This is a genomic window from Rheinheimera sp. WS51 (assembly GCF_050936095.1).
Taxonomy (GTDB): domain Bacteria; phylum Pseudomonadota; class Gammaproteobacteria; order Enterobacterales; family Alteromonadaceae; genus Alishewanella.
In genome coordinates this window covers 259420-284098 of the sequence record NZ_JBOTRC010000002.1, presented here as the reverse complement: position 1 = coordinate 284098, position 24679 = coordinate 259420, and the positions used below count along the sequence as shown (strand labels likewise).

Below are 24679 nucleotides of genomic sequence, written 5' to 3'. Positions count from 1 at the left end.
AACAATTAATATCATAATTTAGAATTGAATTGTTAGAACAAAAAAAGGTGAGCTATTAAGCTCACCTTTTTTTATTATGCTGCATGTAAATTATGCAGCTTGCTACCGCCTATTAACGATAGGCTTCTGGGCTTGGGCATGCGCACATTAAGTTACGGTCGCCGTATACGTCGTCTATGCGGCTTACTGTTGGCCAGAATTTATTCTCGGCTATGTAAGCTGCTGGGAAGGCGGCGTATTGTTGGCTGTATGCACGGTCCCATGCTGGGTCGAATACGTCTTGCATGCTGTGTGGTGCGTAAACTAATGGGTTGTTGTCTACTGTCCACTCGCCGCTGACGACTTTACCAATTTCAGCATGGATGGTTGTCATTGCTTCAATAAACTTATCTAGCTCGGCTTTACTTTCTGATTCTGTAGGTTCAATCATTAAGGTGCCCGCTACAGGGAAGCTCATTGTGGGTGAGTGATAACCAAAGTCCATTAAACGCTTAGCGATATCCATTTCTGAAATGCCACTGGCTTCTTTTAATGGACGAATATCGATAATACATTCGTGCCCTACTCGGCCATTAGTACCGCGATATAATACCGGGAAAATTGGGTTAAGTTTATTCGCCATGTAGTTAGCATTTAAAATTGCAAACTCAGTGGCTTGTTTTAACCCTTTTGCACCCATCATAGCAATGTACATCCAGCTGATAGGTAAAATACCTGCGCTACCAAATGGTGCGGCTGCTACTGCGCCGTTATCTGCGCCTGTGCCTTCTACCTTAACAACTGAGTGGTTAGGTAAAAACGGGGCTAAATGGCTTTTCACACCTATAGGTCCCATACCTGGGCCGCCACCGCCGTGTGGAATACAGAAGGTTTTGTGTAAGTTTAAGTGCGATACATCAGAGCCGATAAAGCCAGGTGATGTAACACCTACTTGGGCGTTCATGTTGGCGCCATCCATATACACTTGGCCACCATGAGAGTGAACAATGTCGCATAACTCACGAATACTTTCTTCAAATACACCATGGGTTGATGGGTAAGTAACCATGATGGCGGCTAAACGATCGCCGACTTCTGCCGCTTTCGCTTTTAAATCTGCCATGTCGATATTACCTGACTTATCACAGTCAACTAATACAATGTCATAGCTTGCCATTGCAGCGGTAGCAGGGTTAGTACCATGGGCAGATACTGGAATTAAGCAGATATTACGGTGCCCTTCACCACGGCTTTCGTGATATTTACGAATAGCAATCATACCGGCATATTCACCTTGCGCACCTGAGTTAGGTTGCAAAGAAATATTGTCGTAGCCGGTGATATTAACTAACCAGTCGCCTAGTTCAGTTAACATTTGCTGATAGCCTTGAGCTTGATCTGCTGGCACAAACGGGTGCAATGACGCAAATTCAGGCCAAGTAATTGGGATCATTTCTGAGGTTGCGTTAAGTTTCATGGTACATGAACCTAACGAAATCATAGAGTGATTTAAGGCTAAATCTTTGTTTTCTAACTTTTTGATATAACGCAGCATTTCAGTTTCACTGTGATACTGGTTAAATACTGGGTGACCTAAGATAGAGTCGGTACGCAGTAAGTCGCTAGGAATAGAGTCAGAACCTTTGGCAACAATAGCGGCATCAAGTTTTTCTACGTCTAGGCCATGGTTGTCGCCTAAAACAATAGTAAATAACTGAGCTAAGTCTGCAGCTGTGCTCGCTTCGTGGAAGCTTACAGATAACGAGTCTGCTACGTCGGTGCGTAGGTTAACACCTGCGTCTAAAGCGCGCTTAATAACAGCGGCGCGATCACTTACCGTAAAGGTAACAGTGTCGAACCAATGTTTATTAACAATATTAACGCCTTTAGCTGCTAAGCCTGCTGCAAAAATATCGGCATGGCGATGGATACGCTGGGCAATATTTTTAAGGCCTTCAGGACCATGATAAACCGCGTAGAACGAGGCCATATTGGCTAATAGTACTTGAGCCGTACAAATGTTTGAGTTGGCTTTTTCACGACGGATATGCTGCTCGCGCGTTTGCATAGCCATACGTAAGCCTGGGTTACCACGGCGATCTTTTGACACACCGATAATACGGCCAGGCATAGAGCGCTTGTAGCTATCACGCGTAGCAAAGAAAGCCGCATGTGGGCCACCATATGCCATAGGTACACCAAAGCGTTGCGCTGAACCTAGTACAACGTCGGCGCCTAATTGGCCTGGCGATTTTAATAGCATTAATGCCATAGGATCTGTTGCTACGGCAACAACGGCTTTTTTAGCTTGTAAAGCAGCAATTAATGCGCTGTCGTCACGAATATCGCCATTGGTGGTTGGGTACTGAATTAAGGCACCAAATACATCATGCTCAGCGGCGTCGCTGGCTTTACCTACAACGATATCAAAACCAAACATTTCAGCACGTGTTTTCACCACGTCTATTGTTTGCGGATGTACGTCGTCGGCAATAAAGTATTGGTTAGATTTATTTTTACCTACGCGCTTAGCTAATGCCATTGCTTCTGCTGCTGCAGTTGCTTCATCTAATAATGAGGCACTGGCTAATTCCATACCGGTGATGTCTAGAGTCACTTGTTGGAAGTTTAATAAGGCTTCTAAACGACCTTGAGCAATCTCTGGCTGGTATGGCGTGTAAGCGGTATACCAACCTGGATTTTCTAACACATTACGCAGGATTACATTCGGCGTTAATGTTGGGTGATACCCCATACCGATGTAAGATTTAAACATTTTATTTTTGCTTGCCGCTTGCTTTAAATAAGCTAAAGCGTCTACTTCAGAGCGAGCTGGACCAGTGGCTAAAGGCGCTGGTAAGCGAATGTCGGCAGGAACGGTTTGCGCGATTAACGCTTCCATGCTGTCAACGCCAAGCTCGTTAAGCATGGCTGCCGTCTCAGCGGCGTCAGGGCCTATATGGCGCTGAATAAATTCTTCGTGGTTCGCAAGTTGCGACAGGGTTTTCACAGCGGAGTTTGTCATGCCTTGAATGTCCTGAATAAATGTGTCAGTTACTAAAATTAACCCCTATAAATTACAGTTTAAGTAAAATGAATAAGCGCACTATTAAGTACGCTTAAACATAGCACTTACGTGCTTAGGGGTTAAACGGAGGGTCTAGCTTACTCGTCGATTGAGCTTTGGTAGCCAGCCGCATCTAATAAAGAAGCTAAGTCTGCTTCGTTTGAAGCTTTAATTTTAAATAACCAGCCTTCTTGGTACGGGCTGCTATTTACTAGCTCTGGCTCGTCAGCTAATGCTTCATTTACTTCAACAATTTCACCTGCGATAGGTGCATAAATATCTGAAGCGGCTTTTACAGACTCACATACAGCACAGTCATCGCCTTGGCCGTAGGTTGCGCCTACTTCTGGTAATTCAACAAATACCATATCGCCTAATAAGTCTTGGGCATGTTCAGAGATACCTACAGTGAAAACACCGTTGCCATCATCACGTACCCATTCATGGCTGGCTGCATACTTTAATTCTGTTGGGATTGAGCTCATTTTCTTAGTTCCTTAGCTGATGTCACTATTATTTTTGGCCTAAGCTTAGCTCAGGCCAATTTTTATCTTAAACTGGGTTTAAACTAATTTTTTACCCATACGAACAAAACCAGGTTTAACTACTTTTACTGGCACCATTTTACCACGAATATCAACTTCTGCTGTTTCGCTAGTCGTTGCTGGTACGCGTGCTAACGCAATACTAAAACCTAGAGTTGGTGAGAAAGTACCAGAGGTAATAATACCGTCTTTACCGTCAACAACTACGCGTTGACCATGACGTAAAACGCCTTTTTGCTCCATAACTAAACCAACCATTTTATCGGTACCGGCTGCTTTTTGTTTTTCAAGCGCTGCACGGCCAATAAAGTCACGATCTTCAGGTTGCCAAGCAATAGTCCAGCCCATGTTCGCGGCTAAAGGTGATACGTCGTCGTCCATGTCTTGGCCGTATAAGTTCATACCGGCCTCTAAACGTAAAGTATCACGGGCACCTAAGCCAGCGGGCTTAACACCAGCTTCAATCAGTTTTTGCCAAAAATCTGCGGCTTGTTCGTTTGGTAAAGCAATTTCATAGCCATCTTCACCTGTGTAACCTGTAGTAGCAATAAATAAATCGCCAGATTGCTTACCAAAGAATGGCTTCATGCCTTCAACATCGGCTTTTTGCGCATCAGTTAATAAGGTAGCCACTTTCGCTTTGGCATTTGGGCCTTGCACAGCAATAATAGAGAACTCACGGCGCTCTGTTACTGTGACATTAAATTTAGCGGCTTGTTTGGTGATCCAGGCTAAGTCTTTTTCTCGGGTGCCCGAGTTAACCACCATACGGAAAAAATCTTCTTGTAAGAAGTAAACAATAATATCGTCAATAACACCACCGGCTTCATTTAGCATACCGCTATATAAAGCACGACCAGGTACCGTTAATTTTGCTACGTCATTTGCTAATAAATAGCGTAAGAAAGGACGGCTATCAGCACCATTAATATCGATTGTTGTCATGTGTGACACATCAAACATACCCGCATCAGTACGTACAGCGTGGTGTTCTTCTATTTGTGAGCCGTAATTAATTGGCATATCCCAGCCAAAAAAGTCGACCATTTTTGCACCAGCTTCAATATGCTTAGCATGTAACGCGGTTGTATTCGCCATTATTATTTTCCTGATTCTAGTTAGCCCAGTTCCCATATTTCAGGGCTATTACTAGGGTATTAAACCTAGTAATGGATATAAAGGTGGCCGGATTATAGCCTAAGCGCGAACCGGCAAACAGCCCCATTTAAATTAGATTTTATAATGCGACTGTTGCGATAGCTTGACACTAATTCAGTTTTAGTTATTTTTTGTACAATTTCCAAACAAAATGCTAATTAGGCTTTTGCCAGCTCGGGTAAGTCACCACTATTGCCAAGTGCCGCTGCCATTATTTGTTTTTTTAACCAAGGCGCTTTATCAACCGCATTCATACCGAGGGCTCTGGCTAATTTAAGCAAAGGGTTATTATTGCTAAAGGTGCGATTAAACGCTTCCATGGCGGCAATTAAATTTACTGCCTCAGCTTTACGCCAGCGCTCATATTGACGCAGCATACGCAGCTCTGTGATATCTTTACCAGCTTGTAATTGCTGTTCAATTAATTGGGCTAATGCGGCAACGTCCATTAAACCTAAGTTCATGCCCTGGCCTGCTAAAGGGTGAACGCTGTGGGCAGCATCGGCCACTAATACAATGCGCTGTTCCAACCATTGGCTAGCATAACGCATTTGCAATTCAAAATTACGCACCGGGCTTTGTATACTTAATAAGCCAAGCACCAACTGGCTTGCCGCAGTGAGCGCTTGGTTAAATTCATTTTCAGCTAACGCCAGCTTAGCGGGCACTTCAGCTGAGGGAACTGACCAAACAATAGAGCATAAATGCGGATCAGCTAAAGGCAATAAAGCTAAAGGGCCACCGGGTAAGAATACTTGGCGTGCCGTTGCTTGATGCGGCAACTGGGTTTTAATTGTGGCTACTAACGCATGTTGATTATAATGACTATGCATTTGCGGTAATTGTGCCGCCTTTCGCACTAAAGAATTTATACCATCTGCCCCGACAACTAAACGGCTTAATATTAACTGCTGTTGATTAATGTTAATTAGCACTTCGCGATTGCTTTGCACTAGGCTATTAATAACGCAATTAAACTGGCAACTTACATTGCTATGCTGTTTAAGTTGCTGGTATAACGCTTGGCGAATTTGTTCATTATCGCAAATCCAACCTAGCGCTTCTACTTGTTCGGTTTGGGCGTTAAAGGCTATTTTGGCAAAGCTATCGCTATCCCAAACTTGCATATCTTGATAAGCCGCTGCACTTTTCGCTATATCAGGCCAAGCACCTAAATGACTTAACAGCCGTTTAGAGGCTAAGTTTAAGGCGCTTACTCGTTGATATTGGGCTGCAGTTTGCTCTGGCGCTGCGCCTTGCTCTAGTAGCACGATATTCAGATCAAGTGGGGCTAATAATAATGCTAACGTCAGCCCGGCACTGCCCGCACCGACAATAGTAATATCTGTGTTTTGCATCTTAACTCCGATAGCCCATAGCGTGTTTAGCCAAAGGGTGCTTTAGCGGCTTACATAATAATAAGGCTAATAGGCCCAAATTACGGGCCAGAGCGCATATACGCGACTGATTAGAAAACAACCTAACTAGTGCATCTGTTGCTGTGGCAACCTGTTTAATATCTTCTTGGCGAGCCATTTCATATGCGCGCAGTAGTTTATAGCTGCCCGGATCGTCAGTTTGACTTAACAACTGCACTAATTTGGCAATATCACGCATAGCTAAATTAAAACCTTGGCCAGCAATAGGGTGCAAATTATGTAAGCTATTGCCAAGCAAAGCGACTCTATGCTGCACTATGGCATCGGCCATTCCTAAACTAAGAGGATACATAGCACGCTGACCGCAAGCTGAAAACACACCCGCTCTATAACCAAAAGCTTGCTGCATATGTTCAACAAATTCAGGCTCAGACAACTGCATTAACTGCTTTGCATGGGTATCTGTTGTGGTATAAACCAAGGAATAGCGCTGTTTGGTCAAAGGTAATAATGCAATGGGGCCATGCTGAGTAAAACGTTCAAACGCGATAAAGTCGTGTTTACTCTCTAGGGCTAAGTTTGTAATAACAGCACTTTGGCCATAGTGTTGCTGTGTCATATTAATGCCAGCGAGTTTGCGACTCGCTGAGGCGCCCCCTTCGGCAATAACGAGTAATTTACAGCGTAATTGCTGGCCGTTATCTAATTGCACGAGTTGCCAGTGCTGCTCGGGTGTTAGGCTGCTAATAGTAGTAGGCGCAAACCAAGTAATTTGGGGGCAATTTGCTAACTTAGCACGCAATAAATTGCCTAAATGCTCTACTTCAAGTACATAGCCTAGGGCATCTTTAGCATAATCTTTTTGCTGTAAACTTACCTTGCCAAAATGACCGCGATCAGACACTTTAACGTGTTTAATAGCACAAGCATTTGCCACTAAAGTTGGCCATAAATGCCATTGTTGTAATAAATCGACACTAGCTGCGGCTAAAGCGATGCTGCGGCTGTCAAAACTTGCTTGGTTTACTTGGCCAGGTTCAACTTTAGCTTGTTGCTCTATTACAGCGATAGTTAAGCTGGGATTAGCTTGGCTTAACGCCCAAGCTAAGGTGCTGCCTGCCATGCCGCCACCGGCAATAACGAGATCAAACTCGGCTAAGATATTTTTCTCGTCTATATCAGCTGACATATCAGTAGCCATCATTTAGTGCACGGTTTTATTACTGGCAGCATAACTGCTAAATTTTTGGCCTACTTCGGCATGACAATTAAGTACCATAATCCGAATATGCTCTAACACTAGAAAGTATGACTCTTCATTTTCTTCATCAGTGCTATCGTCAGTGCCATGAATGTCAATCCGAGTGACTTCAGATAGTTGCTGTACGGCTTCACGAATATCGTCTGGCAATAATGACAAGTCAGTTTGCTGAACCGCAAAACCAACTAAGAAGGCTTGAGTCCATTCTACCATGGCTTCTAAGCGCTCTGATAAACTGTCATCATCTGATGGTAATAATAAACGATAGCTAAAATCGGCTTTATTAAAAGCCGCTGCTGTGTCAGCAATTAACTGTCCAACTTGCTTTTGTAAAGCAATGGGTAAGGCTTGGCCGTCGTTTAAAAAGTCATTTAAGATAGGCAAAATATGTTCTGGCTCTGCTTTAACGCCGGCACTTAATAGCCCCGAAATTAACCCATGCACTTCTGCCATTGCGGCCATAACACCGGCTTGATCTAACAGGTGGGACCATTGATCATAAGTCAATTCTGATTGTTCGCTCATAATAAGATTCTTGCTGGCTAACTTAGTGCTTATGCTACCACTGCAAGGGCAAAGCGCCAAGTTTGCCAAGCGGCTTTTATTGTTCAAGGCTTTATTGCTGTAGATAAAGACTATAAACGTTTAAAAATCATGCAACTAAACAGCAAAACCTACTATAAACCGGTTTTGGCTTAGACTCTTTCAAGCAAGCTGTTATACTTAAGGTGTTCTCTGAGTTGTTAGTGATTGGACTGACGTCCCTGAGCCGATAATTGTTTATACAAAGGGTTTTATATGTGTTGTCAGTGTGCAGGCCCAGCTTGTACTGGGAAGCCTAAAGCAACTACTTTAACACCCGCCTTGAACCTATGGTTCAAGGGCAACAATTCGACACGGCAATTTGGAGAACTCCCATTCCTTTTACAGCCTTTAACCGGCAGCTTAGTAATAGCCGTATTCTAATATGCAAACACGTGCCGAAATAAGAAAGCATATTCGCTTAAGCCGTCAACAACTCTCATTACAGCAACAACAGGTTGCCGCTGAAAAACTGGTTGAACAGGTGCTTTTATTGCCGCAATTCAACACTAGTCAGCATATTGCTTTATACCTTACTAATGATGGCGAGCTTGATACTAGCTTACTTATTCAAGCATTATGGCAATTAAATAAGCAAGTCTACTTACCTGTTATGCATCCTTTTGCCCCTGGTTATTTGCTGTTTGTTGCTTATAACAAAAACACCCTTTTACAAGCCAATAAATTCGGCATTTTAGAGCCCTACCCTGAATGCCAACATATTATTCCGCTGGCCAAGCTAGATATCGTGTTTACGCCACTGGTGGCTTTTGATAATAAGGGTAACCGCTTAGGCATGGGTGGCGGCTTTTATGATCGCACCTTAAGCCAATTACCTAATAAGCATGCCACTGAGCTTGTTGGCCTAGCCCATAGTTGCCAGCAAGTAGCTGCCTTACCTACAGAAAGCTGGGATATCCCTCTTAATACGATTATTACGCCTGATAAAATATGGCAGTTCTCTTAAAACCATTTTAGATATTCCTTAAAAATCAGCTTTAAAAACTAACAAAAAATACACGCTAGGTGTTTATTTTTACTTTTTTTATTTTGTCTCTACCCCCTTGGGTTATAATGCTCGCCTTATTGGCTGTAAAGCTGATTGAATAGAAGCTCTGTGGGTTAAATGACGCGAGCAAAGCTAAGTGGGTGCAGTTAAATAGGTAAAGTTAAGTGGGTGAAACAATGACGCAAGATGAAATGAAAAAACAAGCTGCTTGGGCAGCATTAGAGTTTATTCCGCATAATACGGTTGTAGGTGTAGGTACAGGCTCTACCGTCAATCATTTTATTGATGCGCTAGCGAGCATTAAACAACATATTAAAGGTGCAGTTTCTAGCTCTGTACAGTCAACCGAAAAGTTAAAAGCACTAGGTATTCCAGTATTAGAGCTAAACGACATCGACAGCTTTAGTGTTTATGTAGACGGCGCCGATGAAATAAACCCACTAAAGCATATGATTAAAGGCGGTGGTGCAGCCCTAACTCGCGAGAAAATTGTTGCTGCTGTTGCTGAGCGCTTTATCTGTATTGTTGATAGTAGTAAACAAGTAGACACTTTAGGCAAGTTCCCGCTTCCAGTAGAAGTTATCCCCATGGCTATGGCTTATGTCCAACGTCAGTTAAATGAATTAGGCGGTGACGCTCGCTTACGTGAGAATGTGATCACTGACAACGGCAACCTTATTTTAGATGTGCACAATTTAAAAATTACCGATCCAAAAGCATTAGAAAGCAGCATTAATAATATTGTTGGTGTTGTATGCAACGGTATTTTTGCCCATAGAGCCGCCGACACTGTACTAGTGGGTTCAGCTACAGGTACCGTCATTATTAATTAGGCGCTAACGCTATAAAAATTCTAATTTTAAACGCGACATAAGAGAGCAAAATGAAAAAATTCTCACTGGCCAAAGATAAAATAAAGATTTTACTTCTTGAAGGGCTTCATCAAAGTGCAGTGCAAAGCTTTAAAAGTTTAGGCTATAGCAATATTGAATATCTAAAAACCTCATTGCCAGAAGACGAGTTAATTGAGCGGATTAAAGATGTTCATTTTATTGGCATACGTTCGCGTACCCAGCTAACCGATAAGGTGTTAGAAGCCGCTAATAAACTGATTGCCATCGGTTGTTTTTGTATTGGTACTAATCAGGTTGATTTACAATCGGCTCTGTTGCGAGCTATCCCAGTTTTTAATGCCCCTTTTTCAAACACTCGCTCAGTCGCCGAATTAGTGCTTGGTCAAATTATTATGTTGCTACGGGGTATTCCACAACGTAATGCTGCGGCCCACCGTGGCGAGTGGCTAAAAACAGCTAACGGCTCATTTGAAGCCCGTGGCAAAACCTTAGGTATTATTGGCTATGGCCATATTGGTACTCAATTAAGCATTATGGCCGAAAACATTGGTATGCGCGTGCAGTTCTACGATATTGAAGCCAAGCTGGTTTTGGGTAATGCCCATCAAGTAAGTTTAAGCGAGCTATTAAAAACTTCTGATGTAGTTACCTTGCATGTGCCAGAAACAGCTCAAACAAAAAATATGATTGGCACCGCTGAGTTGGGTTTAATGAAACCAGGCAGTGTACTTATTAATGCTTCACGTGGCACTGTTGTTGATATTGATGCCTTAGCCGATGCGCTTAGCAACAAAAAAATAGCAGGGGCTGCTGTCGATGTGTTCCCAGTTGAGCCAAAAGGTAACGATGAAGAATTCGTGTCTCCATTACGCCAATTTGATAATGTTATTTTAACACCTCACATTGGTGGTTCTACCCAAGAAGCACAAGAAAACATAGGCTTAGAAGTAGCGGGTAAATTAATAAAATACAGTGATAATGGCTCAACCTTATCTGCGGTTAACTTTCCGGAAGTATCACTACCCGAGCATCAAGGTCGGTCACGTTTGCTGCATATTCATAAAAACCAACCGGGTGTACTAACTAAGATCAATGAAGCTTTTGCTAATCATAATATTAATATTGCTGGTCAATATTTACAGACTAACGCCGAAATTGGCTATGTCGTTATTGATATCGACTCTACTGATGTTGAATTAGCCTTAAGTGAACTGCGTAATATTCCTGGCACATTAAAGGCTCGGGTTTTACATTAACCGGCAGGCTTTACAGTAGCCAACTAGCTTTACAAATAAAAAAGCGGCTTATAGTAAGCCGCTTTTTTATTTATTAATTCTAGTTCAGTCATTTAAAAGGTATAAACAAAGGATGCGGAAGTTTCTGTTTCTAAACCTTCTAAATTTTGCTCTGGTCTAGAGTTATACTTAACCGTGTAATTAAAACGCATGGAAAGTTTATCTATTAGTTTAGTGGTAATACTACTTCGACTTAAAAATACCGAGTTTTGTCCTCTTAAAGACATAGTGCTTTCTAGCGTTTGCCTAAACTTACTGTTTTCGTTTAAGGCATAATCTAAATTGGCAGATAAATACCAAATAGCACCCGTGTTTTGTACACCTTTTGATGACAACTGGTGGCCAAAACCAGGCCCCGTTTCTAGATCAAAATAACTTGTTTGTTTTTCGTATAATCGATTACCGTAACCAACTACAATAGACGCTTGTTCAGTGTAAGCACCAAACTTATCGTGAACATAGGCACCACGACCAAATATAGTTTGTCGCCCTGTAACTAACTTATAGTTACTCTGCCCTGTAATACCATAACGATTCGCGGTTGTTTTACGTTCTTTATCGCCTGTATCTTGATCTAAAATATTATTCTTTTGAATAAGGCCTTGCAGCTGATATCGATTTCTAAAGTATTCTAAATCATGAACCAGTTCGCTATTAAGCCTAATAGCGAAGGAGTCCGTGTTACCTGTAGTGTATAAATAGCCCAGCTCAATATCACCTGTAACAGTGCCAAAAAATTCAAAAGGCTGTAACGGCCCTTCACCATCAGGCAAGATGTCAGTTTCTGCAGCCTGAGCACTTAAAAAACTAAAACTGATGAGTAAACTGAGCGCAGACTTTAGAAAAGACATTATAGGGTCAAAAACATCCTGTTAGTTTACGGAGTTAAACTTAAAAAAAGCGGATTAAACTTGTTCTATTCTAGCACTTTTGATGTTCAACCCAAGTTAATTGAGCTGAACATCTTAACGCTTTACCGCTTAATTACAGTAAACAGCTAGCGTGACTTTAGCAATCCTTTACTAAAATTACGCTTCTGCTATACGTTGTTCAACAAAAGCGATGGCATTTTGCAAACGTGCTAAGCAGCGGTCTTTACCTATTAAGCTTAAGGTTAGATCAAGTGCAGGCGAGTTACCACCGCCAGTTACCGCGACGCGTAACGGCATACCAATTTTACCCATGCCCACGCCTAAGGCTTCAGCGGTTGCATTAATAGCTTGATGCAGCGCTTCTTGATTCCAATCGGTTAATTCAGCCAGTTTTGCTGCAACCGCTTGTAATGGCTCTAATGCAACGGGACGCAAATGTTTTTTCGCTGCATCAGCATCAAACTGCTCAAAGTCTTCATAAAAATAACGACTTACTTCAACCATTTCTTTTAACGTTTTCACCCGCTCGGCTTGGGCTGCAACAAGATCAGTTAATGCAGGCCCCTTGCTCGTATCTAGTTGCTGTTGAGCAATATGCCATTGCAAATGCTCTACAACCTGCTCTGCAGGCATGGTTTTCATATAATGTTGATTTAACCAAATTAGCTTTTCAGTATTAAAAGCTGAAGGTGCTCTGTTACAGTCACTTAAATCAAACATTTCAATAAGCTCTTCTTTGCTGAAGATCTCTTGATCGCCGTGTGACCAGCCTAAGCGAACTAAGTAGTTTAAAAGAGCTTCCGGTAAAAAGCCATAATCGCGGTATTGCATCACACCTACAGCGCCATGACGCTTAGATAAACGTTTGCCGTCATCACCTAAAATCATAGGGACATGCGCATATTTAGGTATTTCAGCACCTAATGCCGCTAAAATATTCATTTGTCTTGGCGTATTATTAACATGATCATCGCCACGAATTACATGGGTAATCCCCATCTTCCAATCATCAACCACTACGGTTAAGTTATAGGTGGGTGTGCCATCACTACGGGCGATAATTAAATCGTCTAGCTCGGCATTGGCTATTTCAATTTTACCTTTAATCATATCATCGATAACCACAACGCCCTGTTGCGGGTTTTTAAATCGTATAACATAAGGTTTATCAGTTGGATGATCAGTTCTATCGCGCCACATGCCGTTATAACGTGGCTTTTCACCCGCTGCAGTTTGCGCTTCACGCATCGCATCAACTTCTTCAACGGTACAAAAACACTTATAGGCATGGCCTGACGCTAATAGCTGTGCCACTACTTCTTTGTATAAGTCAAAACGTTGGGTTTGATAATAAGGGCCAGCATCGTGATCTAGGCCTAACCAGCTCATGCCTTCTAAAATAGCATCAACCGAAGCCTGAGTAGAACGCTCTAAATCAGTATCTTCAATTCGTAATACAAACTTTCCTTGATTTTTACGAGCATAAAGCCAGCTAAAAAGTGCCGTACGAGCACCGCCAACATGCAAATAGCCAGTAGGGCTAGGAGCGAAACGAGTTACTAAAGACATAATATATCCAATGCGCTATGAAATTGGCGCTATTGTACCAACGACAAAGATTTGATGCACCCGCTATACTGTATTGATTGCAGTACTTTTTAACTTGGCACTTTTTAGACTTTAAACCAGCTGAACATTAACCAGAATGCTTACTTTTGCAGCAAGCAGCACATATTTATAAAAATAATGTTGACAGCTTTTCTCTGCTCCCTATAATGAGCGCCATCAAACAGCGTGGATTGTTAGCTCAGCTGGGAGAGCACCGCCCTTACAAGGCGGGGGTCACTGGTTCGAACCCAGTACAATCCACCATATTTGGTTATGTGATAAGAGAGCACCGCCCGCTCCTTATGACAAAACGGTTGTCGCTGATTAAACCCAGTACAATCCACCATATTTGGTTATGTGATAAGAGAGCACCGCCCGCTCCTTATGACAAAACGGTTGTCGCTGATTAAACCCAGTACAATCCACCATATTTGGTAAGCAAGATTAAAATTGATGTGATATAGTAAGCTCCCATGGATTGTTAGCTCAGCTGGGAGAGCACCGCCCTTACAAGGCGGGGGTCACTGGTTCGAACCCAGTACAATCCACCAAGTTTTTGGTTATATCAAGAGAGAGCACCGCCCGCTCCTCATGACAAAACGGTTGCCACTGGTTAAACTCAGTACAATCCACCATTTACTATTTAACACAATTGCAAAAGTAGCACTTCCCATGGATTGTTAGCTCAGCTGGGAGAGCACCGCCCTTACAAGGCGGGGGTCACTGGTTCGAACCCAGTACAATCCACCATTTATTTTAATAATCATAGCAAAACACCGCCCTACTTTTTACTAAGACACGGTTGCCTCTGGTTAACACTCAGCATTCAACACTCAACATTCAACACTCAACATTCAAAACTCACATTAAGCATTCAGCACTAAAAACTAACCAGCCTTCCCCCGTGCTTGCGGTTGTAATTTACTGATTAAAATATTGAGTAATACACCGTATAAGGGCACAAAGATAATCAAGCTGATTAGTAGCTTTATCACATAATCGACAGCGGCTATTTCTGGCCAATTTTCAGCCATAAACGTATTACTGCTATGCCAGAACGCGATAGAGAAAAAGACAAAGGTATCAACTAGATTGCCAAATATGGTTGAGGTACTCGGGGCTATCCACCAAAGACGATGTTTTCTAAGGTGGGCGAATATATGAACATCAATTAACTGGCCAACAACATAAGCGGCAAAGCTTGCTATTGAGATCCGAAATACAAAGCTATTAAAGGCTAAAAGTGCAGCCCAGCCATGAAAGTCGCCTTGGTGAAACAAGGTGGAAATAATATAAGACGCTAATAAGGCGGGTATCATTACATAACCAATAACTCGTTGAGCAGACTGTTTGCCTAATAAGCGCACAGTAAGATCTGAGGCTAGAAATATAAATGGAAAGCTAAAAGCTCCCCAAGTAGTTTGATAGCCAAACAGCGTTATAGGAAATTGTACAAGATAATTACTAGAGATGATGATTAAAATGTGGAACGCAATAAGCGCAATTACAGCTTTCATTGTATAACCTTTTTGAATGGGGCGAGGGAACCATTGCTATTGCTAGCATTACGAGGCGCAGATTATACTGATATTATTAAGCTAGGCTAGTGTTTTCCTGACTTAACTAAACAGCAATACACTTAAATAGAGAATTTATAGTACAGGCCCTATTGTGGCGATAACATTTTTCCAAATTCGTCGATAAAATGGCCATTTTAATACTGTTTCCTGCTCAACCATTTTGGCACTAGCAATATATTCTTGCTGGCGCTCACGGATAGCCTGAGTAATGGCTTGGTCTTGCAATAAAATATTATTTTCATAATTTAAATCAAAACTGCGCAAGTCGATATTCGATGAGCCTATTAAGCTAACACAGCCATCAATGGTCATTGTTTTAGAATGTAATAAGCCGCCTTTAAACTCTTTAATAATACAGCCTGCTTCTAGTAGTTGCTGGTAATAACTGCGACTCGCTGCTGATACAATCCAGCTGTCGTTAACTTTAGGAAATATTAAAGTCACTGCAACACCACGATAGGCTGCTGCCGATAACGACTCAAGCAGTGTCGTATCTGGAACAAAGTAAGGGGTAGTGATGATTAATTCTGTTTGGGCACTGGCAATTAAGTTGGCAAATAATTGCGGTGCCGCTCCTCGGCGCTCTGTAGGCCCAACTCCCATCACTTGTGCGGCAAAGCCGGTAGCTAACTGCTCAGAATCCAGCGTAAAATTATCTAAGCTTTCGCCTGTTGCTTGCATCCAGTCACTGGCAAATAGCAACTGATTTTGTGCCACGACTGGGCCCTGAAAGCGCAGCATAATATCCACCCAGGGGCCGTATTTTGCTTTAGGTAAAAACTCTGGATCGGCTGAGTTGCGGCTACCACAATAAGTAATTTTTGAGTCAATAACGGTAATTTTACGATGGTTTCTTAAGTCTAATCGACTAAGCAACATAGTGCGTACTAGGTTGTTAAATGGTAATGCAACGGCGAGTTTAACCCCAGCTTGTTGCATACTTTGCCAACGCTTTGATTTAATAAAAGCACGCGAGCCTAAGCCGTCGGCCATTGCTCGGCAAGTTACACCGCGTTTAGCTGCTCTTATTAACGCCTTAGCAAGGCTACTACCGGTATAATCGTCAAGCCAAATATAATAAAGAACATGCACATGATCGACAGCAGCATCAATGTCTTGCACCATGCGTGCTAAGGTTTCATCACCATCGGCCATTAATTCGGCTTTATTGCCGGCAACAGTATAAAAACCATTTATTGAGCCGGCATAATGAAAGCTTGCTCGATAAATAGGGTTAATTAAGTCATCTACTTTGGCTTTATCTCCCATAAAGCGGCTCGCTTTGCTTTTAATTTCAGCAAAAATTTTATCATGGCGCTTTATTGCCCGCTTACCAATATCAATTTCGCCAAATAAAAAATAGGTAATAACACCAAAGTAAGGCAGCGCATTTAAAACAATAAACCAAGCTAACCTGGCTGGGGGTGATAAATCGTCGCGTAATAGGATCCGAGCGGTAAAGGTAAGCACTAACAGGAAATGGCAGACAACAATAATAATCATGGATGGTTTAATCCGTTATAAGCAGAAAGACTAGTTAAAACACCTAATCTTATTGATTTAATAACACAAAGCTGTAAATTCAAAACTAGGTAACCCAGATAACGGGTTTACTGAACAATATTTAGCTTGTTAGCATTTAAATTGTATTAAGCCCAGTTGAGAATAGCCATGTATGAGAATAAAAGTAAACCTTTAGTTTCGCGCCATGCGTTTCGTAAGCGGATGCTTTGCCATGTTTTAGTGGCCTTTTTACTGGTATTGATCACATTAGTCATTGGCGTAGCTGGCCATATTTACTTCGATGGTATGCACTTTAGCTCGGCATTAATTGCGTCTATAACATTAACCAGTGGCCTAGGTTTGTCTATTATGCCAGAAACAACGGCTTGTCAGCTTTTTGCTAGCTTTTATGGCATTTTATCAAACTATATCTACATAGCGACAACAACGATTATTATTGCCCCTATATTACATCGACTACTGCACAAGTTTCATTTAGAGCCCTCGTCATCCAATGACTAAACTTATATATCTGCTGACTTGTTAGCATCAGTTTTTTTTTGTAGGAGCATCGGGCCACTCGGCAAACACCATACCTAAGGTGCGCGAACGTAATAACCAAACAATACCAATAAAAATAGCCAAGGGCACAATAATACGCCAAGGCGCATCTAGCATTACCTGTTCGGGTAAATGTTTAATGGTTAAAACAAAATCAATAATAGCGACACTTAATAGGATAAGCCGGCTATGTCGCCATATTTTAAACCAAAATGCTTGGCCTTTTGGCTTACGCTGGCTAATTGCCGCGATAATCAACAACAACGGACAGGCGACAATACAAGCGATAATAAAGTCGCTTTGCAAGGGGTAAACAACGGCTAATAAGTCTCGCTGCTCTTGCGGTAAGGTTAAAACGAGCACCCAACTAATATAGGGGCGCAATAAGATAAGCAATAACCAATATAAGCGCATTGGCACTTTATGTAGGCCATGATCATCTAACACTGGAAATACAGGATACTGTTTCATAGTTGCCGCTTACGCTGGGCAAAACTGCCTAAAATAATAAAAATAGCTAAGCAAACCCAAGGTAACCAAATATTGCTTAACTTAGCTAGCTGCTTAGCCAACACCGGAGTTAACAAAATGGTTAAGGCACCATAGCCAAAAGCACATAGCAAAATAAAAATGCTGGTTCGCCAGACAAAGTGCAAATGACTTATTTGCCGCCTGACCATACGATTGATATCGTCGCCAAACACAACTAAGCAGGTTGCTACCATTGCCAAAGCGGTGTCTCTAACGTAAGGGCGAAATAAAGCGCCCCATTCGTTTAATAAAGACCACAATAAATCGGCCAATTAATTTACCCCATACTGATTAAACAGCTCGAGCATTTTCTGCTCTGTCCAAACATCTACATTCAGCTCATTGGCTTTAACTAACTTAGAGCCAGCATTATCACCCGCAATAACTGCATGGGTTTTAGCCGAAACAGAGCCAGACACTTTAGCGCCTAAGCGCTGTAATTTTGTTTTAGCTTCATCACGGCCCATACTGGTTAAGGTACCGGTTAATACTAAAGTTTGCCCAGCAAGAGGCTGCTCGGTTTGCTCTACTTTAGCAATATCTGGCCAGTGAATATCGGCTTGGCATAATTGCTCAATCACGTTTTGATTGTGGCCTTCAGCAAAGAAGCTATGCACCCGCTCGGCGACAACAGTGCCGACATCAGGTACTTGCTGTAACTGCTCTGTTGTCGCTTGCATAATAGCGGCTAAGGTTGTGAAATGGTTTGCTAAATTCATGGCTGTGGCTTCACCTACATCGCGAATACCTAGGGCATAAATAAATCTAGCTAGCGTCGTCTGCTTCGAATTCGCTATAGCGTGTAATAAATTCATGGCTGACTTTTCAGCCATACGCTCTAAGCCAAGCAGACTTGGCATATCTAACGTATAAATATCTGCAGGTGTTTTAATAAGCTCTTGCTCAACTAATTGTTCCGCTAGCTTATCGCCAAAGCCATCTATATCCATTGCCTTACGCGAGACAAAGTGTTTGATGGATTCCTTTAATTGCGCAGCGCAAAATAAACCACCACTACAGCGCGCAGCAGCTTCACCTTCAATTCGCTCTATATGGGAGTTACACACTGGGCATTGGCTTGGAAATACAATATCCGTCGCGTCATCTGGACGCTGTGCTAAGACCACTGAGACAATTTGTGGGATCACATCACCCGCTCGGCGTACTATCACCTGATCGCCAACTTTAATGCCAAGTCGCGCTATTTCATCTTGGTTATGTAAGGTGGCATTGCTCACAGTCACGCCGCCAACATTAACCGGCTCTAAACGCGCAACAGGAGTAATAGCCCCTGTTCTGCCAACCTGAAACTCTACGGCTAATAATTTCGTTAGCATTTCTTGAGCTGGAAACTTAAAGGCAATAGCCCAACGCGGTGCACGAACAACAAAACCTAAAGCCTGTTGTTGGGCTAAGGCATCAACCTTTATAACCACACCATCAATTTCATAAGCCAAATTATCGCGCTGTTGTAAAATATGCTGGTAATAGTCTAACGCTGCTTGGCTACCTGTAACTTGACGCACTTCTGGGCATACCGGCAAACCCCACTGCTTTAATTGCATTAGCTGTTGATAATGGCTTTGCGTGCCTAAATACTTATTGCTATCGACAACCTGACCTATGCCATACGCATAAAACATTAAAGGCCGCTGTGCGGTTATTTTAGCGTCTAGCTGGCGTAAGCTACCCGCAGCTGCATTACGAGGATTGGCAAAGATTTTTTGTCCGCCCTGCTTAGCAACTTCATTCATAGCATGAAAACCCGCTAAGGGCATAAAGACTTCGCCTCGCACTTCTAATACTTCTGGCACATCACCTTGTAAGCGCAATGGAATGGCTCTGATGGTTTTAACATTACTGGTAATATTTTCCCCAGTATTACCATCGCCCCGAGTTGCAGCTTGCACTAATTCTCCCTTTTCATAGCGAATGCTAACGGCTAAACCATCAAGCTTGGGCTCGGTACAAAAACTAAAATCGCGGTTAGTGTCTAGGCTGTCGGCAATGCGCTTAGTAAAGGCGAAAAATGATTCATCATCAAAAGCGTTATCTAACGACAACATAGGCAATTGATGCTGCACTTGGCTGAACTTAGCCAGTGGCTTATCGCCTACTCGCTGCGTAGGTGACGTAGCCGTTATCAGCTCAGGATGCTCAGCTTCAATTTTTTGTAACTGACTAAATAACCTGTCGTATTCTGAATCAGGCACAGTTGGCTGATCTAACACATAATACTGGTAGCTATATTGCTCTAAAGTTTGACGTAACTGCTGAAGTTGTTGCACAAGAGATTGAGTCATGTAGGAAGATACTCTTAAAAAAACTAGCTGATACCAGCCTAACAAAAACGGCAGGGAAAAAGCCTGCCGTTACTATTATGATTACTGTTTTATTAACCGTGAATTAGCTTCTGACGCTGGAACTCGCGAATTTTATCAACATAGTGGCGAACAGTTTGCACCGTTAACACACTTCGCTGGCCGTCTAATACCTGGCCAGAAAATTCACTCGCCAACTTTTTAGCCGCATTATGCATTAAGTTAAAGTTTTGCAGCGCATCCCCTGGGCCTGGTAGGGTCATAAACAAGCTAAGACCACGGGTTTGTAACTGTTTCATATTATCTAAATCAAAGGTGCCTGGGTTAAACATATTGGCTAAGCTAAAAAGCACTTCACCCGAGCCCGAACTGTCGGTATGGCGGTGAAAAATATCCATATCACCGTATTTAAAGCCCAACGTTAACAAGGCGCTTAATAAGTCATCACCTTTAATTTCTTTATTTTCCGGCAACAAAACGTATAAAATTAACACTTCACTGGGTTCAGCTGCAGTAGAGGTAGTCTCTTGGTTACTACTTACTGAGCTTTCAGCTCGCTTGGCTACTGTATTAACTTGTTCTGCCTCAATTTTTGGCGTATCAATACCTGCCGTATCAAGGTCGTCATCCATTAAAGCGTTAAAATTCAACTCAGGCTCAGCCTTTTCATCAAAAGCCAATTCACCTTGCTGCTCTGCTCGTGTTGCTACTGGAGCGGCTGCAGGCTTTGCTACAGAAGCAGTAACATTAGGGGCTGATTTATTAGGTTCAGACGCTGCAGTCTTAGTAAAGTTAGACCGATTAGTCGCTCTATCAGTATTTCTTGCCGAACCTTGCTTAACTACGCGAACTTCACCAATGCCTAGTTCGTCAAAACCCTCAGCTTTCGACGTTACTGGCTCATCTGGCTGAGCGGTTTCATCATAATAACGGTGCTTGGGTTGACCATTGTTTTTACGCACAGTCCACACGCCATGCACTAGCAAAGCTATTAAGACTAAAGCGCCAATAATAAAAAATACTAAACGTAATTCGTTAGCCATAAGGTTACCTTTAATTAAGAAGCTGCTGTCATTTTTACAGCATCGTCCACATCCACAGCTACTATTCGTGACACACCAGGCTCCTGCATGGTCACGCCCATTAATTGTGTCGCCATTTCCATAGCAATTTTATTGTGGCTAATATAAATAAATTGTACTGTTTCTGACATCTCTCGGACTAAATTACAAAACCGACCAACGTTAGCATCATCTAATGGGGCATCAACCTCATCTAACATACAAAACGGCGCGGGATTAAGCCGAAAAATAGAAAACACTAATGATAAAGCGGTTAGCGCTTTTTCACCACCCGATAATAAGTGTATTGTACTGTTTTTTTTGCCCGGAGGCCGAGCCATTATGCTGACTCCTGTCTCCAATAAATCATCTTCTGTTAATGCCAAGTAGGCGCTACCACCGCCAAACACCTTAGGAAACAGACTTTTTAAACCCTCATTAACTTGTTCAAAGGTATGTTTGAATTTTTGCCTAGTTTCTTTATCGATTTTGCGAATAGCCGTTTCTAACGTTGCCATAGCGGCATGCAAGTCTTCGTTTTGCACATCGAGATAATGCTTACGCTCGGCTTGTTGTTCATACTCTTCAATGGCGGCTAAGTTTATCGCACCTAAACGTTGAATAGACTCAGTAGTTAAGTCTAGTTGACGCTGCCATTGTTTTTCATCTGCATCAGCAGCTAACTCTGGTAAAATTTGCTTTATACTAGCCTGCTGTTGCGTTAATTGTTCTAACATATTATTCGCTCGAACTCTATAACCTTCAGCCTCTAGGCGAATAGTTTCTATTGCTGCGCGCTTTTCAGTTAATAACTGCTCAGTACCATACTGACCTTGTTCTAATTGGCGAATACGCTGTTCAAGTTCAGAAAGATTATTTTGCTGTTGCTGCATACTTAGCTCAGCCTGTTCTAATTCAACTAGACTGTGCTGCAGCTGCTCTTGCAGTAATAACTCTGGTTCATCATCTTGTTGTAATTTAAGTGTAAGCTCTGCAACTTGCTCATGCAATTGCGTCTGTTGCTGCTTTGCCCGCTCAATGCTCAAAGCCAAGGTTTTTTGCTGCTGTTGGCTCATTTTATATTGCATAACAAACTGTTGCAGCTGATGACGTTTTTGTTCGTAATGCGCTTTATGCTGCACAAACTGTTGTTGTTCTGTTTGCTGTTGCGCTATGAGCTGTTGCTGCTGTTGCTCATGTAAACGCAGTTGCTGCTCGCACTGCTCTAATTCTGCTTGCAGGCTTGCTATTTTTTCCGCCAACACCGCTTGGCTTAACGAGTGGTTTTCACTGTCTTGCTGCAACTTAGCCTGCAGCTTTTCAGCTTGCTGTAAAGTTTGCTTAGCTAATAGTAATTGCGTATTTTCTTGCTGTATTTGTTGTTCTATGCCACTTAATTGCTGCTGATGCTGCTGTAATTCACCCGTTAACTTTTCTAGCTGCTGCTGTTGTGCAGCCACTAGGGTATTGTGCTGAGTTACTTTATCTTCAGCCGCAGCTATTAGTTGGCTCAACTGTGCTAAACGCTCGACTAGTTGTAAGTAGCCATCTTGCTCTTCAGCAGCATAAAGCCCCCAGTTTGCACCAAGCCAAACACCGTCGGCCGTTATAATAGACTGACCTATGCTTAACGATGGCTGAAGCTTATACGCTTGTGCTGCATTTTCAGCTAATAAAATCTGATCAAAGTTACTTGGGTAGACACCACTTAAAATAACACTACTTAAACAAGCTGCATTGCTAACACCAAGATTAGCGAACTTATCGCCGTTGTCAGATTGGCCACGATGACCAGAATGGGCCCAAACAAAACTGGCTTGGCTAAGCGCTGTGTTCTTTTCTAGGCTAGCCTCTAGCTCTGACTTAGCGACAATCTTGGCATGCTGTAACTTGCCAAGCGCCATCGTTACGGCTAAGGCCCAGCCTGGTTTTACCTTTAATTGTTGCAATAATTGTTGTTGCTGGGCTTGTTGCTGTTTTTGACGCTGAGTTAAGCGTTGCTGCTCTAGCTCTAAGCTATGTAGCACGGTTGATTCACGCTGGAGCTGCTGCTTAGCTTGTTCTAAACTTTGCGCTTGCTGTGCATGTTGTTGCTGTGTGTCTGCTGTGGCTAATTGTTGTTGCTGATATTGTTGCTGAAAAACTGAAATGTGTTGTTGATGTTGCTGGCACTGCTGGGATAGAGGTTTTATCGCTAACTGCGCTAATTCTTGTTGTATTTGCTGTAGCTGGTTCTCTAATTGCTGTTGCTGCACCAGCGCGTTTTCTAACTGCAAGCTTAGCTGTTGTTGCTGCTTTTGTAGCTGGAACTGCTGTTGTTGCCATTGCTGATAAGCCTGCTGGGCATCGGTTTGCTGTAGCTCTAACTCTGCTAGCTGCTGTGCGAGTAATTCAAGTTGCTCATCGAGCATTGCTATTTCTGGCTTATCGTGTTCAAGCTGCTCTGATACTTGCTGGTATTGCTGCTGTTCACTGGCAATAAAGCTATCACTTTGCTCTAAGCTTTGTTTAGCTTGAGCTAGCTGTTGATTAAGCTGCTGCTGTTGTTGTCGATGATGCAGTATTTGCTGCTCCAAGCGAGTTATAACACTACCTAACTGATAAAAATTCGCTTGTAACTGATCAAACTTTTGTCTGGCGTCTTGAGCTTGTTGTTTTAACGCCTCAAGCTGGCGTTGCTCACCCGTTTGATCGGCATGATACTTTTCTAGCTCTGTTGTTTTCTGAGCCAGTTGCTGTTCAAGTAGCTGTAATTGGTTATGATAATTTAACCATTTAATGCTAGTTAACTCCGCTTTTAGCTTACGCTCTTGCGCTTTTAACTCTTTATAGCGCTGCGCAGAAGCGGCTTGACGCTTAAGCTTATCAATATTTTTACCTAGCTCTTCGCGAACATCATTTAAGCGCTCTAGGTTTTCTCTAGTGCGTTTAATTCTATTTTCGGTATCACGGCGGCGTTCTTTATATTTAGATATGCCTGCGGCTTCTTCAATAAAAACTCGTAGTTCTTGGGGTTTAGATTCAATTAAACGCGAGATCATGCCCTGTTCAATAATGGCATAGCTGCGCGGACCAAGCCCTGTTCCTAAAAAGATATCGGTGATATCGCGACGACGGCATTTAGTGCCATTTAAAAAGTAAGTCGACTGGGCATCCCGAGTAACCAAACGCTTAACCGCTATTTCACTGCGATCAGCTAAATTACCGCTAATATGGCCTTGGGTGTTTTCAAATAATAATTCTACTGAAGCTTGAGAAACAGGCTTACGATGCGATGAGCCGTTAAATATGACGTCAGTCATGGCATCACCACGTAAGTTTTTAGCTGAACTTTCACCCAGCACCCAGCGCACGGCATCAATAACATTTGATTTGCCGCAGCCATTGGGCCCAACTACAGCGGTCATTTGCTGCATAAAAGGGATTGTGGTTAAGTCTACAAATGACTTAAAGCCTGAAAGCTTGATATGTTTTAAGCGCATTTAAGCTATATTTATTATTATTTTGCCATTA

19 protein-coding genes, 3 tRNA genes and 1 other RNA gene are annotated in these 24679 nt (G+C 42.4%); 8 read left to right on the top strand and 15 right to left on the bottom strand.

Annotation, left to right across the window (positions count from 1 at the left end; translation table 11 throughout):
• Positions 1 to 112: 112 nt before the first annotated feature.
• From gcvP to ACRCA4_RS05125, 6 genes are all read right to left on the bottom strand, one after another.
• Complete coding sequence (gene gcvP, locus ACRCA4_RS05150) at positions 113 to 3004, bottom strand: aminomethyl-transferring glycine dehydrogenase (protein WP_433185116.1); 2892 nt, start codon at positions 3002 to 3004, stop codon at positions 113 to 115.
• Positions 3005 to 3144: 140 nt separating this feature from the next.
• Positions 3145 to 3531 carry a glycine cleavage system protein GcvH gene (gene gcvH / locus ACRCA4_RS05145; RefSeq protein ID WP_433185113.1) on the bottom strand — a complete coding sequence of 129 codons (387 nt, stop codon included), beginning with the start codon at positions 3529 to 3531 and terminating at the stop codon, positions 3145 to 3147.
• A gap of 78 nt (positions 3532 to 3609) precedes the next feature.
• Positions 3610 to 4689, bottom strand: coding sequence for a glycine cleavage system aminomethyltransferase GcvT (gene gcvT, locus ACRCA4_RS05140; RefSeq protein WP_433185110.1), 1080 nt, complete (start codon positions 4687 to 4689; stop codon positions 3610 to 3612).
• A gap of 218 nt (positions 4690 to 4907) precedes the next feature.
• Positions 4908 to 6107, bottom strand: coding sequence for an FAD-dependent monooxygenase (locus ACRCA4_RS05135; protein WP_433185107.1), 1200 nt, complete (start codon positions 6105 to 6107; stop codon positions 4908 to 4910).
• A 1-nt stretch (position 6108) separates the two neighbouring features.
• On the bottom strand, positions 6109 to 7317 hold the full coding sequence (gene ubiH, locus ACRCA4_RS05130) for a 2-octaprenyl-6-methoxyphenyl hydroxylase (RefSeq protein WP_433185104.1): 1209 nt from the start codon (positions 7315 to 7317) through the stop codon (positions 6109 to 6111).
• Positions 7318 to 7332: 15 nt separating this feature from the next.
• On the bottom strand, positions 7333 to 7914 hold the full coding sequence (locus ACRCA4_RS05125; RefSeq protein WP_433185101.1) for a UPF0149 family protein: 582 nt from the start codon (positions 7912 to 7914) through the stop codon (positions 7333 to 7335).
• A 204-nt stretch (positions 7915 to 8118) separates the two neighbouring features.
• Between ACRCA4_RS05125 and ssrS the strand changes: the two genes are divergently transcribed.
• The 4 genes from ssrS to serA all read left to right on the top strand — a co-directional run bounded on the left by ssrS (position 8119) and on the right by serA (position 11090).
• Positions 8119 to 8304, top strand: a non-coding RNA gene (ssrS, locus tag ACRCA4_RS05120) — 6S RNA.
• A gap of 52 nt (positions 8305 to 8356) precedes the next feature.
• Positions 8357 to 8938 (top strand): 5-formyltetrahydrofolate cyclo-ligase, encoded by a 582-nt coding sequence (locus ACRCA4_RS05115; protein WP_433185099.1) that lies wholly within the window; start codon positions 8357 to 8359, stop codon positions 8936 to 8938.
• Between the two features lie 218 nt (positions 8939 to 9156).
• A complete protein-coding gene (rpiA, locus tag ACRCA4_RS05110) occupies positions 9157 to 9813 on the top strand; it encodes a ribose-5-phosphate isomerase RpiA (protein WP_433185096.1) in 657 nt (218 codons plus the stop codon).
• Between the two features lie 50 nt (positions 9814 to 9863).
• Positions 9864 to 11090, top strand: a complete 1227-nt coding sequence (gene serA, locus ACRCA4_RS05105; RefSeq protein ID WP_433185093.1) for a phosphoglycerate dehydrogenase — start codon at positions 9864 to 9866, stop codon at positions 11088 to 11090.
• A gap of 92 nt (positions 11091 to 11182) precedes the next feature.
• Here serA and ACRCA4_RS05100 read toward each other — a convergent pair whose 3' ends face one another.
• Both ACRCA4_RS05100 and gltX read right to left on the bottom strand, forming a co-directional pair.
• Positions 11183 to 11980 carry a DUF481 domain-containing protein gene (locus ACRCA4_RS05100; protein ID WP_433185090.1) on the bottom strand — a complete coding sequence of 266 codons (798 nt, stop codon included), beginning with the start codon at positions 11978 to 11980 and terminating at the stop codon, positions 11183 to 11185.
• 177 nt (positions 11981 to 12157) lie between these two features.
• Positions 12158 to 13570: a glutamate--tRNA ligase gene (gene gltX / locus ACRCA4_RS05095; RefSeq protein WP_433185087.1), complete on the bottom strand. Its 1413-nt coding sequence runs from the start codon at positions 13568 to 13570 to the stop codon at positions 12158 to 12160.
• A 227-nt stretch (positions 13571 to 13797) separates the two neighbouring features.
• Here gltX and ACRCA4_RS05090 point away from each other — a divergent pair.
• From ACRCA4_RS05090 to ACRCA4_RS05080, 3 genes are all read left to right on the top strand, one after another.
• Positions 13798 to 13873 (top strand) — tRNA-Val (locus tag ACRCA4_RS05090).
• A gap of 211 nt (positions 13874 to 14084) precedes the next feature.
• Positions 14085 to 14160, top strand: a tRNA-Val gene (locus tag ACRCA4_RS05085).
• 123 nt (positions 14161 to 14283) lie between these two features.
• Positions 14284 to 14359 (top strand) — tRNA-Val (locus tag ACRCA4_RS05080).
• 137 nt (positions 14360 to 14496) lie between these two features.
• Here ACRCA4_RS05080 and ACRCA4_RS05075 read toward each other — a convergent pair.
• Both ACRCA4_RS05075 and cls read right to left on the bottom strand, forming a co-directional pair.
• A complete protein-coding gene (locus ACRCA4_RS05075; protein ID WP_433185084.1) occupies positions 14497 to 15126 on the bottom strand; it encodes a 7-cyano-7-deazaguanine/7-aminomethyl-7-deazaguanine transporter in 630 nt (209 codons plus the stop codon).
• Positions 15127 to 15261: 135 nt separating this feature from the next.
• The gene (cls, locus tag ACRCA4_RS05070) at positions 15262 to 16692 is read right to left on the bottom strand and encodes a cardiolipin synthase (RefSeq protein WP_433185081.1); all 1431 of its coding nucleotides are present in this window, start codon (positions 16690 to 16692) and stop codon (positions 15262 to 15264) included.
• A gap of 168 nt (positions 16693 to 16860) precedes the next feature.
• Between cls and ACRCA4_RS05065 the strand changes: the two genes are divergently transcribed.
• A complete protein-coding gene (locus ACRCA4_RS05065) occupies positions 16861 to 17214 on the top strand; it encodes a hypothetical protein (protein ID WP_433185078.1) in 354 nt (117 codons plus the stop codon).
• Between the two features lie 27 nt (positions 17215 to 17241).
• On the opposite strand, the gene ACRCA4_RS05060 is transcribed toward ACRCA4_RS05065, so the two are convergent.
• The 5 genes from ACRCA4_RS05060 to smc form a co-directional block, all read right to left on the bottom strand.
• On the bottom strand, positions 17242 to 17724 hold the full coding sequence (locus ACRCA4_RS05060) for a DUF2919 family protein (protein WP_433185075.1): 483 nt from the start codon (positions 17722 to 17724) through the stop codon (positions 17242 to 17244).
• Positions 17721 to 18056: a DUF3392 domain-containing protein gene (locus ACRCA4_RS05055; protein ID WP_433185072.1), complete on the bottom strand. Its 336-nt coding sequence runs from the start codon at positions 18054 to 18056 to the stop codon at positions 17721 to 17723. Before ACRCA4_RS05055 ends, ACRCA4_RS05060 begins: the two co-directional genes overlap by 4 nt.
• On the bottom strand, positions 18057 to 20087 hold the full coding sequence (ligA, locus tag ACRCA4_RS05050) for an NAD-dependent DNA ligase LigA (protein ID WP_433185069.1): 2031 nt from the start codon (positions 20085 to 20087) through the stop codon (positions 18057 to 18059).
• A 92-nt stretch (positions 20088 to 20179) separates the two neighbouring features.
• Positions 20180 to 21148, bottom strand: coding sequence for a cell division protein ZipA (zipA, locus tag ACRCA4_RS05045; protein ID WP_433185066.1), 969 nt, complete (start codon positions 21146 to 21148; stop codon positions 20180 to 20182).
• A gap of 14 nt (positions 21149 to 21162) precedes the next feature.
• Positions 21163 to 24648, bottom strand: a complete 3486-nt coding sequence (gene smc / locus ACRCA4_RS05040; RefSeq protein ID WP_433185063.1) for a chromosome segregation protein SMC — start codon at positions 24646 to 24648, stop codon at positions 21163 to 21165.
• Between the last annotated feature and the right edge of the window lie 31 nt (positions 24649 to 24679).

Bases quoted from the DNA above. Each gene is read 5' to 3' on its own strand.
- cls (WP_433185081.1), bottom strand. From the start codon at position 16,692: ATGATTATTATTGTTGTCTGCCATTTCCTGTTAGTGCTTACCTTTACC.
- gltX (WP_433185087.1), bottom strand. From the start codon at position 13,570: ATGTCTTTAGTAACTCGTTTCGCTCCTAGCCCTACTGGCTATTTGCAT.
- gcvP (WP_433185116.1), bottom strand. From the start codon at position 3,004: ATGACAAACTCCGCTGTGAAAACCCTGTCGCAACTTGCGAACCACGAA.
- ACRCA4_RS05065 (WP_433185078.1), top strand. From the start codon at position 16,861: ATGTATGAGAATAAAAGTAAACCTTTAGTTTCGCGCCATGCGTTTCGT.
- zipA (WP_433185066.1), bottom strand. From the start codon at position 21,148: ATGGCTAACGAATTACGTTTAGTATTTTTTATTATTGGCGCTTTAGTC.
- ACRCA4_RS05115 (WP_433185099.1), top strand. From the start codon at position 8,357: ATGCAAACACGTGCCGAAATAAGAAAGCATATTCGCTTAAGCCGTCAA.
- ACRCA4_RS05135 (WP_433185107.1), bottom strand. From the start codon at position 6,107: ATGCAAAACACAGATATTACTATTGTCGGTGCGGGCAGTGCCGGGCTG.
- gcvT (WP_433185110.1), bottom strand. From the start codon at position 4,689: ATGGCGAATACAACCGCGTTACATGCTAAGCATATTGAAGCTGGTGCA.
- ACRCA4_RS05125 (WP_433185101.1), bottom strand. From the start codon at position 7,914: ATGAGCGAACAATCAGAATTGACTTATGATCAATGGTCCCACCTGTTA.
- serA (WP_433185093.1), top strand. From the start codon at position 9,864: ATGAAAAAATTCTCACTGGCCAAAGATAAAATAAAGATTTTACTTCTT.
- gcvH (WP_433185113.1), bottom strand. From the start codon at position 3,531: ATGAGCTCAATCCCAACAGAATTAAAGTATGCAGCCAGCCATGAATGG.
- smc (WP_433185063.1), bottom strand. From the start codon at position 24,648: ATGCGCTTAAAACATATCAAGCTTTCAGGCTTTAAGTCATTTGTAGAC.
- ACRCA4_RS05060 (WP_433185075.1), bottom strand. From the start codon at position 17,724: ATGAAACAGTATCCTGTATTTCCAGTGTTAGATGATCATGGCCTACAT.
- ligA (WP_433185069.1), bottom strand. From the start codon at position 20,087: ATGACTCAATCTCTTGTGCAACAACTTCAGCAGTTACGTCAAACTTTA.
- ubiH (WP_433185104.1), bottom strand. From the start codon at position 7,317: ATGTCAGCTGATATAGACGAGAAAAATATCTTAGCCGAGTTTGATCTC.
- rpiA (WP_433185096.1), top strand. From the start codon at position 9,157: ATGACGCAAGATGAAATGAAAAAACAAGCTGCTTGGGCAGCATTAGAG.
- ACRCA4_RS05100 (WP_433185090.1), bottom strand. From the start codon at position 11,980: ATGTCTTTTCTAAAGTCTGCGCTCAGTTTACTCATCAGTTTTAGTTTT.
- ACRCA4_RS05075 (WP_433185084.1), bottom strand. From the start codon at position 15,126: ATGAAAGCTGTAATTGCGCTTATTGCGTTCCACATTTTAATCATCATC.